This window comes from Paucibacter sp. M5-1 (genome assembly GCF_027498415.2).
GTDB lineage: Bacteria > Pseudomonadota > Gammaproteobacteria > Burkholderiales > Burkholderiaceae_C > Roseateles_E.
This window is the reverse complement of record NZ_JAPZLM020000001.1, coordinates 1,929,215-1,941,147: the sequence shown is the minus strand read 5'-3', so window position 1 is coordinate 1,941,147 and position 11,933 is coordinate 1,929,215. Positions and strand designations below refer to the sequence as shown.

At 67.4% G+C, this 11,933-nt stretch carries 12 protein-coding genes; 9 read left to right on the top strand and 3 right to left on the bottom strand.

What is annotated here, in order from left to right; genetic code table 11:
- The first annotated feature begins 9 nt into the window (after positions 1-9).
- Genes aceE through lpdA form a run of 3 tightly spaced genes read left to right on the top strand, consistent with a single transcriptional unit; the run spans position 10 to position 6,188 of the window.
- Positions 10-2,721 (top strand): pyruvate dehydrogenase (acetyl-transferring), homodimeric type, encoded by a 2,712-nt coding sequence (gene aceE / locus O5M90_RS08995; RefSeq protein ID WP_137944540.1) that lies wholly within the window; start codon positions 10-12, stop codon positions 2,719-2,721.
- A 25-nt stretch (positions 2,722-2,746) separates the two neighbouring features.
- On the top strand, positions 2,747-4,384 hold the full coding sequence (aceF, locus tag O5M90_RS08990) for a dihydrolipoyllysine-residue acetyltransferase (protein WP_269838825.1): 1,638 nt from the start codon (positions 2,747-2,749) through the stop codon (positions 4,382-4,384).
- 16 nt (positions 4,385-4,400) lie between these two features.
- Entirely contained in the window at positions 4,401-6,188 is a 1,788-nt protein-coding gene (gene lpdA, locus O5M90_RS08985; RefSeq protein WP_269838826.1) for a dihydrolipoyl dehydrogenase, read from the top strand.
- 48 nt (positions 6,189-6,236) lie between these two features.
- On the opposite strand, the gene O5M90_RS08980 is transcribed toward lpdA, so the two are convergent.
- Positions 6,237-6,872, bottom strand: a complete 636-nt coding sequence (locus O5M90_RS08980) for an FMN-binding negative transcriptional regulator (protein WP_269838827.1) — start codon at positions 6,870-6,872, stop codon at positions 6,237-6,239.
- An 89-nt stretch (positions 6,873-6,961) separates the two neighbouring features.
- Here O5M90_RS08980 and O5M90_RS08975 point away from each other — a divergent pair, with 89 nt between their 5' ends.
- Positions 6,962-7,879: a LysR family transcriptional regulator gene (locus O5M90_RS08975; protein ID WP_269838828.1), complete on the top strand. Its 918-nt coding sequence runs from the start codon at positions 6,962-6,964 to the stop codon at positions 7,877-7,879.
- Here O5M90_RS08975 and O5M90_RS08970 read toward each other — a convergent pair.
- Positions 7,867-8,466 (bottom strand): hypothetical protein, encoded by a 600-nt coding sequence (locus O5M90_RS08970; protein ID WP_269838829.1) that lies wholly within the window; start codon positions 8,464-8,466, stop codon positions 7,867-7,869. The two genes, O5M90_RS08975 and O5M90_RS08970, sit on opposite strands and share 13 nt — an antisense overlap.
- A gap of 99 nt (positions 8,467-8,565) precedes the next feature.
- Here O5M90_RS08970 and O5M90_RS08965 point away from each other — a divergent pair, with 99 nt between their 5' ends.
- From O5M90_RS08965 to O5M90_RS08950, 4 genes are read left to right on the top strand one after another with little or no spacing between them, the layout of a single operon-like run.
- Positions 8,566-8,937 (top strand): ankyrin repeat domain-containing protein, encoded by a 372-nt coding sequence (locus O5M90_RS08965; protein ID WP_269838830.1) that lies wholly within the window; start codon positions 8,566-8,568, stop codon positions 8,935-8,937.
- On the top strand, positions 8,934-9,302 hold the full coding sequence (locus tag O5M90_RS08960) for a VOC family protein (protein ID WP_269838831.1): 369 nt from the start codon (positions 8,934-8,936) through the stop codon (positions 9,300-9,302). Before O5M90_RS08965 ends, O5M90_RS08960 begins: the two co-directional genes overlap by 4 nt.
- Positions 9,303-9,310: 8 nt before the next feature.
- The gene (locus O5M90_RS08955; protein ID WP_137944548.1) at positions 9,311-9,730 is read left to right on the top strand and encodes a hypothetical protein; all 420 of its coding nucleotides are present in this window, start codon (positions 9,311-9,313) and stop codon (positions 9,728-9,730) included.
- Between the two features lie 12 nt (positions 9,731-9,742).
- The gene (locus O5M90_RS08950) at positions 9,743-10,207 is read left to right on the top strand and encodes a DUF6152 family protein (RefSeq protein ID WP_137944549.1); all 465 of its coding nucleotides are present in this window, start codon (positions 9,743-9,745) and stop codon (positions 10,205-10,207) included.
- 17 nt (positions 10,208-10,224) lie between these two features.
- Here the strand turns inward: O5M90_RS08950 and O5M90_RS08945 are convergent, their stop codons facing one another.
- The gene (locus O5M90_RS08945; RefSeq protein ID WP_137944550.1) at positions 10,225-11,091 is read right to left on the bottom strand and encodes an HDOD domain-containing protein; all 867 of its coding nucleotides are present in this window, start codon (positions 11,089-11,091) and stop codon (positions 10,225-10,227) included.
- A gap of 159 nt (positions 11,092-11,250) precedes the next feature.
- Between O5M90_RS08945 and O5M90_RS08940 the strand changes: the two genes are divergently transcribed.
- The gene (locus tag O5M90_RS08940; RefSeq protein WP_137944551.1) at positions 11,251-11,910 is read left to right on the top strand and encodes a transglutaminase-like cysteine peptidase; all 660 of its coding nucleotides are present in this window, start codon (positions 11,251-11,253) and stop codon (positions 11,908-11,910) included.
- Positions 11,911-11,933 lie beyond the last annotated feature (23 nt).

The following is an 11,933-nucleotide window of genomic DNA, read 5'->3' as shown; positions in this document are numbered from 1 at the left end:
GAGACAAGCATGTCTGCGCAGCCGCAATCTTTTCTTGGCGCCGCCGCCAACGACACCGATGCCCAGGAAACCAAGGAGTGGTTGGACGCGCTGTCCGCCGTGATTGGTGAAGAGGGCGGTGAGCGCGCGCATTTCCTGCTTGAGACCCTGATCGGCCATGCCCGTCAGGCCGGCATCGATGTGCCGTTCTCGGCCAACACCGCCTATGTCAACACCATCCCGGTGGAGCAGCAGGCCCATTGCCAGGGCAATATCGCGATCGAGAAGCGCCTGCGTGCCTTCATGCGCTGGAACGCGATGGCCATGGTGGTGCGGGCCAATCGCCTGAACCCGGAAGACGGCGGCGATCTGGGCGGCCATATCGGCTCCTTCGCCTCGGTGGCCAGCATGTTCGGCGCCGGTTTCAACCATTTCTGGCACGCCGAGAGCGAGGGCCACGGCGGCGACCTGCTCTATATCCAGGGCCATAGCGCGCCCGGCATCTACGCCCGCGCCTATCTGGAGGGCCGCCTGACCGAGGCCCAGCTCGACAGCTTCCGCCAGGAGGTGGACGGCAAGGGCCTGTCCAGCTATCCGCATCCCAAGCTGATGCCCGAGTTCTGGCAGTTCCCGACCGTCTCGATGGGCCTAGGCCCGCTGATGGCGATCTACCAAGCGCGTTTCCTGAAGTATCTGCATGCCCGCGGCATTGCCGACACCGCCAACCGCAAGGTCTGGGTGTTCTGCGGCGACGGCGAGATGGACGAGCCCGAATCGCTGGGCGCGATCGGCCTGGCCGCCCGCGAGAACCTCGACAACCTGGTCTTTGTCGTCAACTGCAATCTGCAGCGCCTGGACGGCCCGGTGCGCGGCAACGGCAAGATCGTCCAGGAGCTGGAGAGCGAATTCCGCGGCAGCGGCTGGAACGTGATCAAGCTGCTGTGGGGCAATGGCTGGGACGCCCTGCTGGCGCGCGACAAGAGCGGCAAGCTCAAGCAGCTGATGATGGAGACGCTGGACGGCGACTACCAGGCCATGAAGGCCAATGACGGTGCTTTCGTGCGCAAGAACTTCTTCGGCAAGTATCCGGAGACGGCGAAGCTCGTCGAGCACATGAGCGACGAAGAGGTGTTCGAGCTGCGCCGCGGCGGCCACCAGCCCGAGAAGGTCTATGCGGCCTTCCATGCCGCCCACCACAACACCACGGGCCAACCCACCGTGCTGCTGGTCAAGACCGTCAAGGGCTATGGCATGGGCAAGGCCGGTGAGGGCAAGAACACCGTGCACCAGACCAAGAAGCTGTCGGACGAGGACATCAAGTACATCCGCGACCGCTTCAACATCCCCATCCCCGACAGCGAGCTGCCCAAGCTGCCTTATTACAAGCCGGCCGAGGACACGCCGGAGATGCGCTATCTGCACGAGCGCCGCCAGGCCCTGGGCGGTTATCTGCCGCAGCGCCGCGTCAAGGCCGAGGAGAGCTTCACCGTGCCGCCGCTGGATACCTTCAAGGCAGTGCTGGAGCCCACGGCCGAGGGCCGCGAGATCTCGACCACGCAGGCCTATGTGCGTTTCCTGACCCAGCTGCTGCGCGACCCGGCGCTGGGCCCGCGCACCGTGCCCATCCTGGTCGACGAGGCGCGCACCTTCGGCATGGAAGGCCTGTTCCGCCAGATCGGCATCTACAACCCCAAGGGTCAGCTCTACACCCCGGTCGACAAGGACCAGGTGATGTATTACCGCGAGGACAAGGCCGGCCAGATCCTGCAGGAAGGCATCAACGAGGCCGGTGGCATGGCCAGCTGGATCGCTGCGGCAACGTCGTACTCGACGAACAACCGCGTGATGATCCCGTTCTATGTCTACTACTCGATGTTCGGCTTCCAGCGCATCGGCGACCTGGCCTGGGCCGCCGGCGATATGCAGGCGCGCGGCTTCCTGCTCGGCGGCACCTCGGGCCGCACCACGCTGAACGGCGAAGGCCTGCAGCACGAGGACGGCCACAGCCATATCCTGGCCGGCACGATCCCGAACTGCATCAGCTACGACCCGAGCTTCGCCCACGAAGTGGCGGTGATCCTGCACAGCGGCCTCAAGCGCATGGTCGAGAAGCAGGAGAACGTCTACTTCTACATCACGCTGCTCAACGAGAACTACCCGATGCCGGGCCTGCAGGCCGGCACCGAGGAGCAGATCCTGAAGGGCATGTATCTGCTGGACCAGGCCGGCGACACGAGCAAGCCGGTCGTCAACCTGCTGGGTTCCGGCACCATCCTGCGCGAGAGCCAGGCCGCCAAGAAGCTGCTGGAAGCCGACTGGGGCGTCAGCGCCCATGTCTGGAGCTGCCCGAGCTTCAACGAGCTGACCCGCGACGGCCAGGACGCCGAGCGCTGGAACCTGCTGCACCCGACCGAGGCACCGCGCGTGTCCTTCGTCGCCCAGCAGCTGGCCAAGACCAGCGGCCCGGTGATCGCGTCGACCGACTATATGAAGAACTACGCCGAGCAGATCCGCGCCTTCATCCCGGCCGGTCGCAGCTACAAGGTGCTGGGCACCGACGGTTTCGGCCGCTCGGATTTCCGCTACAAGCTGCGCGAGCATTTCGAGATCAACCGCCACTACATCGTCGTGGCGGCGCTGAAGTCGCTGGCCGACGAAGGCAAGCTGCCGCTGGCCAAGGTGGCCGAGGCGATTGCGAAGTACGGCATCAAGGCCGACAAGATCAACCCCCTGTACGCTTGATTCAGCGGCCTCGCGGAGACAACACATGGCATTGGTAGAAGTCAAGGTCCCGGACATCGGGGACGTCAAGGACGTGGCAGTCATCGAACTGCTGGTCAAGGTGGGCGACACGGTCAAGGCCGAGCAGAGCCTGATCACCGTCGAGAGCGACAAGGCCTCGATGGAGATCCCCAGCTCGGGCGCCGGCGTCGTCAAGGAGATCAAGGTCAAGATCGGTGACACGGTCAATGAGGGCAGCGTTGTGCTGCTGCTGGAAGCCGAGGGCGCGGCCGCTGCGCCTGCCCCGGCACCGGCACCGGCAGCCACTGCGGCGCCGGCTGCTGCTGCGCCGGCTGCTGCCGCGCCTGCTGCTGGCGGCACGGTCGAGGTGGTCGTGCCCGACATCGGCGACTTCGACGAGGTCGCGGTGATCGAGGTGATGGTCAAGGCCGGCGATACCGTCAAGGTCGAGCAAAGCCTGATCACGGTCGAGAGCGACAAGGCCTCGATGGAGATCCCGTCCTCGCACGCCGGCGTCATCAAGGACTTGAAGGTCAAGGTCGGTGACAAGGTGGCCAAGGGCACGCTGCTGGCGTTGCTGGAGGTGAAGGGCGCTGCCCCGGCACCGGCCGCTGCGACACCGGCTGCGGCACCTGCACTGGTTGCCGCACCCGCAGCGGCACCGGCCGCTGCCGCTGCCGCGCCGGCTGCCGCCTTGCCCGCGCATGAGCCGAGCTCCCCCAGCGGCAAGCTGCCGCATGCCTCGCCCAGCATCCGCAAGCTGGCGCGCGAGCTGGGTGTGCCGCTGGCCGAGGTCAAGGGCTCGGGCGCCAAAGGCCGCATCACCGAGTCCGATGTGCAGGGCTTCGTCAAGGCCGTGATGGCCGGCAGCGTGCAGACCGCCGCGCAGAAGTCTGCCGCCCCGGCCGCTGCCGCCGGTGGCGCTCTGCCGGGCCTGCTGCCCTGGCCCAAGGTCGACTTCGAGAAGTTCGGCCCCATTGAGCGCAAGGAGCTTTCGCGCATCAAGAAGATCAGCGGCGCCAATCTGCACCGCAACTGGGTTGTGATCCCGCATGTGACGAATCACGACGATGCGGACATCACCGAGCTGGAAGCCTTCCGCGTCGCGACCAATAAGGAAAACGAGAAATCGGGCATCAAGGTCACGATGCTTGCCTTCATGATCAAGGCGGCCGTCGCGGCGCTGAAGAAATTCCCCGAGTTCAACAGCTCGCTGGACGTCGACGGCACCCTGGTGCTGAAGAACTACTTCCACATCGGCTTCGCGGCCGACACGCCTAACGGCCTGGTCGTGCCCGTCATCAAGGACGCCGACAAGAAGGGCATCTTCCAGATCAGCCAGGAAATGGGCGAGCTGGCCAAGAAGGCGCGCGACGGCAAGCTGGGTCCGGCCGATATGAGCGGTGGCTGCTTCTCGATCTCGTCGCTGGGCGGCATCGGTGGCAAGTACTTCACGCCCATCATCAACGCGCCCGAAGTCGCCATCATGGGCGTCTGCAAGAGCAGCATCGAACCGGTCTGGGACGGCAAGGCCTTCCAGCCGCGCCTGATCCTGCCGCTGAGCCTGAGCTGGGACCACCGCGTGATCGACGGCGCGGCTGCGGCCCGCTTCAATGTCTATTTCGCGTCCTTGCTGGCGGATTTCCGCCGCATTGCACTCTGATCGGGGAGCGAAGAACATGGCATTGATTGAAGTGAAAGTCCCGGACATCGGCGACTTCAAGGACGTCGCGGTGATCGAACTGCTGGTCAAGGCCGGCGACACCATCAAGGTCGAGCAAAGCCTGATCACGGTGGAGAGCGACAAGGCCTCGATGGAGATCCCGTCGACGCACGCCGGCGTCGTCAAGGAGCTGAAGCTCAAGGTCGGCGATGTGGTGAATCAGGGCAGCCTGGTGCTGATGCTGGAATCGGATGCGGCCGCTGCACCAGCGCCCGCGCCGGCACCTGCTGCCGCACCGGCAGCGCCACCCGCCGTTGCGCCGACGGCTGCCAGCTTTGCGGGCAGTGCCGACGGCGAGTACGACCTGGTCGTGCTGGGCGGCGGCCCTGGTGGCTATTCGGCCGCCTTCCGCGCCGCCGACCTGGGTCTGAAAGTCGCCCTGGTCGAGCGCTACACCACACTCGGCGGTGTGTGCCTGAACGTTGGCTGCATTCCGTCCAAGGCCCTGCTGCACGTCGCGGCGGTGATGGACGAAGTGAAGCACTTCGCCGATCTGGGCGTGACCTTCAGCGAGCCCACGGTCGAGCTGCCCAAGCTGCTGGCCCACAAGAAGAAGGTGCTGGGCAAGCTGCAGGGCGGCCTGGCGGCGATGGCCAAGATGCGCAAGGTTACTGTCGTGCGCGGCTACGGCACGCTGCTGGATGCGAACCACCTGAACGTCGAGGAGACGGCGGGTGAGGGCCAGGAACGCACCGGCAAGACCCAGACGCTGAAGTTCAAGAAGATCATCCTTGCTGCCGGTTCGCAGGCGGTGCGCCTGCCCTTCATGCCGCAGGATCCGCGCGTCATCGACTCGACCGGCGCGCTGGAGCTGACGACCAAGCCGAAGCGCATGCTGATCGTCGGCGGCGGCATCATCGGCCTGGAGATGGGCACGGTCTACAGCACGCTGGGCGCGCGTCTGGATGTGGTGGAGATGCTGCCCACGCTGATGACCGGCGCCGATCGCGACCTGGTCAAGGTCTGGCAGAAGTTCAATGCCCATCGCTTCGACAACATCATGCTGAACACCAAGACGGTGGCGGCCGAAGCAACACCCGAGGGCATCAAGGTCACCTTCGAAGGCGAGGGCGCACCCAAGGAGCCCCAGGTCTACGACCTGGTGCTGCAGGCCGTGGGCCGCACACCGAATGGCAAGAAGATCGGCGCCGACAAGGCCGGCGTGATTGTCAGCGAGCGCGGCTTCATCCCGGTGGATGTGCAGATGCGAACCAATGTCGCCAATGTCTTCGCGATCGGTGACCTGGTCGGCCAGCCCATGCTGGCGCACAAGGCCGTGCATGAGGGTCATGTGGCGGCCGAAGTCATTGCCGGCGAACTGCTGGGCGACGCCAATCTGGCCAAGGCGCAGTTCGACGCCCGCGTGATCCCCAGCGTGGCCTATACCGACCCCGAGGTGGCCTGGGTGGGCATCACCGAGGAGGAGGCCAAGGCCAAGGGCATCAAGATCAAGAAGGGCCTGCTGCCCTGGTCGGCCTCCGGTCGGGCCATCGCCAACGGCCGCGACGAGGGCTTCACCAAGCTGCTGTTTGATGAAGAGTCGCACCGCATCATCGGCGGCGGCATCGTCGGCACCCATGCCGGCGACATGATCGGCGAGATCGCGCTGGCCATCGAGATGGGCGCCGACGCGGTGGACATCGGCAAGACCATCCACCCGCATCCCACGCTGGGCGAAAGCATAGGCCTGGCTGCGGAAGTGGCACACGGCTCCTGCACGGACGTGCCGCCGGCGCGGCGCTGAGTTCATCCGCTTCGTCAGAAAGGCCGGCATTGCCGGCCTTTTTTCTGGTCAGCCTTGCGCGGCAAGAAGCCGCTCATGCCTGCGCATCGCCTCGGACAGCTCGAACTGCCCGTAGCGTGCCAGCGCCGCGTGCGTGTCCTCGAGCGCTTCTGCCGGATCCCCCTGGCCGAGCTTGAACTGCGCGCGGGCCTCGATCACGCGCGCACGAAAGGGCACGATGTATTGCGCAAGCTGCTCGCGCCGCGGGCCCATCTCGGCGCTGCGCCAGGGGTTCGGGTAGGGCGCCTCGACATGCGCGATCAGCGTGTCGAGCGCAAACAGCGTCTCCTCGGGCGTGTCGATGAGGGCCACATCGAGCTCGAACTGCACGAACTCGTAGTTCCAGGTCGGCGCGTAGCGGCGGCTGCGCAGCCAGCTGCTGGCGATATAGCCCTGTGCGCCGGTGAAGGTCGCCAGCGCTTTCGGATTGCGCTTGAGCATCTCGTGCTGCGGGTTGCGACGGGCGAGATGGCCGATGAAGACGCGGCTGCCGTCCGCATCGCGCTGCAGTATCAGCGGCAGGGGCGTTGCGAGCATGCGGCCCGCGTCGCTGCTGACCAGGGTGGCCAGCGGATGGGCGGCGACCAGGCGCTCGATCTCGCTGTCGGCGGCGGGTTGGAAGGGCAGGCTTTCGTACATCGACATGGGGATTCGGTGCTGCGGTTGCGATGCTCGCAGTCTAGAAACGCAAGACCTGGTGCAGATCGGCAGATTTGAACGCTAGCATTGCAAATATGACCGTCTCTGCTGCTGCCAACTCCGACCTCGATTGGGATGATCTGCGCGTGGTGCTGCAGATTGCCCGCCATGGGCGTCTCGCCGCCGCCGCCGAGGCCGGCCGGGTGAGCCATGCGACCCTGTTCCGGCGCCTGCGGGCGCTGGAGGCGCGGCTGGGCGTGCAGCTGTTCGAGCGGCTGCGTGCCGGCTACGCGCCGACCCGCGCCGGGGCCGAACTGGTCGAGTTTGCGCAACGCATGGGCAGCGAGCTGCAGACGGTCACCGAGGGCTTGCGCGGCCGACAGGCCTGGCCCGGCGGCCTGGTACGGCTCAGCGTGGCCGATACCTGGATGCAGGAGCTGCTGCCGCCCTTGCTGGCAAGCTACCAGGCGCGCACCCAGGTCCAGCTGGGCCTGAGCAGCGGCAATGCGATGGACGATGTGCAGCAGGGGGCGGTCGATGTCGCGCTGCGTTCGGGCGGCAAGCCGCCGGAGTCCCTGATCGGGCGGCGGCTGGCGCGGGTCGAGGCCACGGTCTATTGCTCACGCAAGCTCGGCGGCGTGCGGGCGGACCGGCTCGACAGCCTGCCCTGGGTGGGCGTCGATGATCAGCTGGCCCATCTGAGCTCGGCCCGCTGGCTCGAGCGCCAGGGCCTGGCTCGCCAGGTGGCGATGCGGACCAACTCGCTGGTCAATGTGCGCCAGTTGCTGCGCGCCGGCGTCGGCCTCGGCGCCTTGCCCTGCTATCTCGGCGACGCCGATCCGAACCTGCGGCGCGTCTTCGAGCCGCCGCGCGACTGGCGCAGCGAACTCTGGTTGTTGACCCGCGTCGAGCTGCGCCCCGTGCCGCGCATCAAGGCGCTGTTCGATCATCTGTACGAGGGCACGCGGGCCTGGCTGCCCTTGCTGGAGGGGCAGCGACCTCAACCGGACTGAGCCGGCGCACGAGCGCGTGGCAGCAGGCTCGCGCAGTCCGCCACGCCCCGGCGATCGATCTGCAGCCGCAGCTTGGTGCCCAGCGCCAGTGCCGACCAGTGCGCCTCGCTGAGCTTGCAGGTCCAGACCTGACCCTCACCGGCGCGCAGATGTGCCTCGAAGAAGGCCTGGCGCTGGCCCAGGCGCTGGGCGCCGAGCCGGTCCGGCGGCAGCTCGCTGAGCGCCGGCTGCGGCCATTGCGCCGGTGTCCTCGCGTCGCCTTCTGAGCGCACTGTGTACTGGCTGCGCCATTGCGGCTGCATGAAGCGGCAATGGTCGGCGGCGCCGCCAGGGGCGTCCAGCCGGCGGCGCTCGATCTCGCGGGCGCCGGCCGGCATGTCCTCGCACCAGGCGGAGCCGCTTTCATCGACCCGCTTTTCGACCTTGATCTCGAAGCGCCAGGTCTTGCGCGTGAGCTCCACATCGACACCGCGCGGCCCGAACAGGCGCCAGCCCAGCGGCAGCGCCAGCAGCACGATCAGCAGCAGCAAGCCCCCGCGTCGGCGGGCCAGGCTGCCGCCGGCGATGCGTCCAAGAGCGATGGTCATGCTTGCGCATTGTCCACGGGTCGGATCCGCGCACCGGGGCTTTCCGGCGAGCTGCCGGCGGTGGTACAAGCACGGGACGGCACAGCAGGGGAGACAGCCATGTCAGGCGGAGACTGGAAGGAGATGTTTGCTGCGGCGGTCGATGGCGACATCGAGCTGCTGCGCTACCACCTGCGCGCGGGCGTCGATCCGAACTATCAGCACCCGGAGTTCATGAGCACGCCGCTGGTGGCCAGCATCCTGGCCGGCCAGCGGGAGGCGGCGGCGCTGCTGCTGGACTACGGCGCCGACCGGCAGCTGCTGTCCGAGACCGACGGCATGACGCCGCTGCAGGCGGCCCGCCACCGGGGCAGCGCCGAGCTGCTTCGCTTGATCGACCCGCAGGCCGAGCTTGCACCGCCGCAGGCCGGCTTCTGGCGGCGCTGGCTGCAGGCCCTGCATTCCCCGCGTCAACGGAGCATCAGCCCATGAGGCTCGCCGCCGTGCGCGTGTTTGTGCGCGATCTGGTCTCGGCCCAGCTCTTCTATCAGCAGACGCTGGGCTTCAAGCTGAAGCACGGTGATGCCAGCGCCGGCTATTGCGTCTTCGATGCCGGGTCGGCGGATCTGGTGCTGGAGAGCGTGGCGAGCGAAGCTCCGCAAGAAGAGCAAGCCCTGGTGGGCCGCTTCACCGGTCTGTCCTTTGCTGCTGCCGACATCCGCGCCCGCCATGCCGCGCTGAGCGCGGCGGGGGTGCCCTTCAGCGGCGCACCCGAGCAGCAGCCCTGGGGCGGCTGGCTGGCCACCCTGGTGGATCCGGCCGGCAACCAGCTGCAGCTGGTCCAGTACCCCGGCTGAGTCGCGCCGTGCTGGACGGCCTGGCCTCCCACCCCTGGGCCTATCCGGCGCTGGAGGCCGTGCACATCGTCGGCATCGCGATGCTGTTCGGCGGTCTGCTGGTGTTCGAGCTGCGGGCGCTGGGCCTGGCGCGCGAGTTGCCGGCGGCGGCGCTGGCGCGGCTGACCCTGCTGCCGGCCCTGTTCGGTTTCGGTCTGTGCGCCGCCACCGGGCTGACCATGTTCGCGACCCAGCCTCAGGAGCTGCTGGCCAATCCGGCCTTCCGCCTCAAGCTGCTGCTGATCTGCCTGGCCGGCGGCAATGCGGCCTTTTTCCATGCCCGCAGCGGCGTGTCGGCCGATGACGGGCTGGCCAGGCTGCAATGCCTGCTGTCACTGGGGTTTTGGATGGCTGTCATCATCTGCGGCCGATGGATTGCTTATGCCTGAAGGAGATGCGCGATGGACCGACGACTTGTGCTGACCGCCGGACTGGGCCTGACCCTGCCGGCCTGGGCCCACCATGGCTGGAGCAGCTTCGACCAGGAGCGCCCGCTCTATCTCGAAGGCCGCGCGACCCAGGTGATGTGGCGCAATCCGCATGGCGAGCTGGTGCTGGAGCTGCCCGAGAAGCCGCTGCTGCCGGCCGATCTGAAGCAGCGTGTGCTGCCCAGGCAGAGCGCGGCGGTGGACGGCCCGGCCCTGCTCGCCAAGGCCCAGCTGCCGACCCGGCGCGACCGCCAATGGCAGATCGAGCTGGCGCCGCTGACCCGGCTCGCGGCCTGGGGGGTCGAGGAGATCAAGCCCGGCGCGACCGTGGGTGTGCTGGGCTTCACCTTCAGCGGCGAGAAGGGCGAGGCGATCCTGCGCGCCGAGTACCTGTTCCTCGGCGACAAGGTCTACGGCCTGCGCTCCTCGCCGGCCTGAGCGTTCAGGGTCTAGGTTTAAGCCTCGTCCAGCAGCGGCCGCAGCAGCTCGTCCCATTGCTCGACCTCGTCCAGGCCGATCTGCAGCCAGTCGAGCGCGGCGGCATGGTTGACGGCCCAGTCCAGGTCTTCGGGCAGGGCCTCGTGGCGGCGCATCAGATGCTCGGCCACCAGGCCGGCCGCCACCAGGGTATGGACGTCGGGGTCGATGCCGGCATGGCCCAGTGACTCGAAGTCATGGTGCAGCCGGATCGCGGACATCAGCTCCGGCGCCATATTCCAGGCCCGTATCACCAGCGCGCCGACCACCGCATGGTCGGTCTTGTGATTGGCGTTCTCGGTGGCGATATAGGGGCGGTCGATGCGGGCGGCCGCCTCCACCATGGTCGAGCCATAGCCGCGCACGCTTTGCAGCAGCACCGGCATGCCGACATGGCAGAACAGCCCGTAGGTGTGGGCCATATCGGGCGACAGCCCGGCCAGCTGGCGGGCGATGAAGGCCATCGCGACCGCGCGCTTGCTGGAGCGCTCCCAGAAGCGGAGCAGATGCGGGCTGTTGACCGGGATGGTGTTGCGCAGCAGAAAGCCCGTCATCACCGCCGCGGTCTCGTCGAGTCCGATGCGGTTCATTGCCTGCCCCACGGTGGTGCAGGGCAGACCGCCAGGCTCCTTGTAGACCGGGCTGTTGGCGCGCTTGAGCAGGGTGGCCGACATCGCGACATCGCTGGCCGCGATCCGGGCCACCTCGTTGAGGTCGGGTTCGGCATGGGCCATCGCGGCCTGCAGCCGCTGCAGCAGCTCCGGACAGGGCGGAATATGGATCTGGCGCAGCGGGCCATTGCGTCGGGCGCTGTCCAGTTCTTGACGTATCGATTGGGAATTCATAAGCGCAAGACGCGCAAGAAGCGCGTCTGCCGAGGATTGTTGCCGCTGATTATCCGGGCTGCACGGCCGCAGGTGGCGGCGCAGGCGAGGGCGCACGGTAAAGTGCAACGAAGTATGGCCCAGGCCACAACCCAGAACCTCCACCGTCGGCGCGCTCCCATGCAGGAATACCGCTTGGCGGTCTTTGCAGGGGCGCTGCTGGCCGCTTGCCTGGCGCTGAGTCCGACGCCCGGGCTGCAGGCCTGGGAGGCCGAGCGCGTGCTGGCCGGCGCGGCACGCTTCGGTCCGCGCACGCTGGCGGCCGCCCGCGAGCTGCAGCAGCTGGTCGAGCGCAGTGGCAGCCTGGACGAGGGCCTGCGGCTCAAGCCCATCAACGACTTCTTCAACCAGCGCATCGCCTTTCGCGAGGACCGCGATATCTGGGCCAGGCCCGATTACTGGGCCAGCCCGCTGGAGACCCTGGACCGCGGCCAGGGCGACTGCGAGGACTATGCGATCGCCAAGTATTTCAGCCTGCTGGCCGCCGGCGTGCCCGAGGCGCGGCTGCGCCTGGTCTATGTGCGGGCGATGCTGGACGGTCGACCGCAGGCCCATATGGTGCTGGCCTACTATGCCCAGCCCGAGGCCGAGCCGCTGATTCTGGACAATCTGCAGACCGAGGTGCGACCGGCCTCGCAGCGCGCCGATCTGGCGCCGGTGTTCAGCTTCAACAGCGAAGGCCTGTGGCAGGGGGTGGGCAGCGCCAGCTCGGGCAGCGCCGTCGCACGCTTGTCGATCTGGAGGGACGCCTTGGCGAAGATCAGGGCGGAGGGGTTCTAATGATGCAAACAAAATGGATGCGG

What these genes read in the sequence shown, in the direction of transcription:
- O5M90_RS08965 (WP_269838830.1), top strand. Translation starts at nt 8,566, where the DNA reads ATGTCAGGCGGAGACTGGAAGGAGATGTTTGCTGCGGCGGTCGATGGC.
- aceF (WP_269838825.1), top strand. Translation starts at nt 2,747, where the DNA reads ATGGCATTGGTAGAAGTCAAGGTCCCGGACATCGGGGACGTCAAGGAC.
- O5M90_RS08980 (WP_269838827.1), bottom strand. Translation starts at nt 6,872, where the DNA reads ATGTCGATGTACGAAAGCCTGCCCTTCCAACCCGCCGCCGACAGCGAG.
- O5M90_RS08960 (WP_269838831.1), top strand. Translation starts at nt 8,934, where the DNA reads ATGAGGCTCGCCGCCGTGCGCGTGTTTGTGCGCGATCTGGTCTCGGCC.
- O5M90_RS08975 (WP_269838828.1), top strand. Translation starts at nt 6,962, where the DNA reads ATGACCGTCTCTGCTGCTGCCAACTCCGACCTCGATTGGGATGATCTG.
- aceE (WP_137944540.1), top strand. Translation starts at nt 10, where the DNA reads ATGTCTGCGCAGCCGCAATCTTTTCTTGGCGCCGCCGCCAACGACACC.
- lpdA (WP_269838826.1), top strand. Translation starts at nt 4,401, where the DNA reads ATGGCATTGATTGAAGTGAAAGTCCCGGACATCGGCGACTTCAAGGAC.
- O5M90_RS08945 (WP_137944550.1), bottom strand. Translation starts at nt 11,091, where the DNA reads ATGAATTCCCAATCGATACGTCAAGAACTGGACAGCGCCCGACGCAAT.
- O5M90_RS08970 (WP_269838829.1), bottom strand. Translation starts at nt 8,466, where the DNA reads ATGACCATCGCTCTTGGACGCATCGCCGGCGGCAGCCTGGCCCGCCGA.
- O5M90_RS08950 (WP_137944549.1), top strand. Translation starts at nt 9,743, where the DNA reads ATGGACCGACGACTTGTGCTGACCGCCGGACTGGGCCTGACCCTGCCG.
- O5M90_RS08940 (WP_137944551.1), top strand. Translation starts at nt 11,251, where the DNA reads ATGCAGGAATACCGCTTGGCGGTCTTTGCAGGGGCGCTGCTGGCCGCT.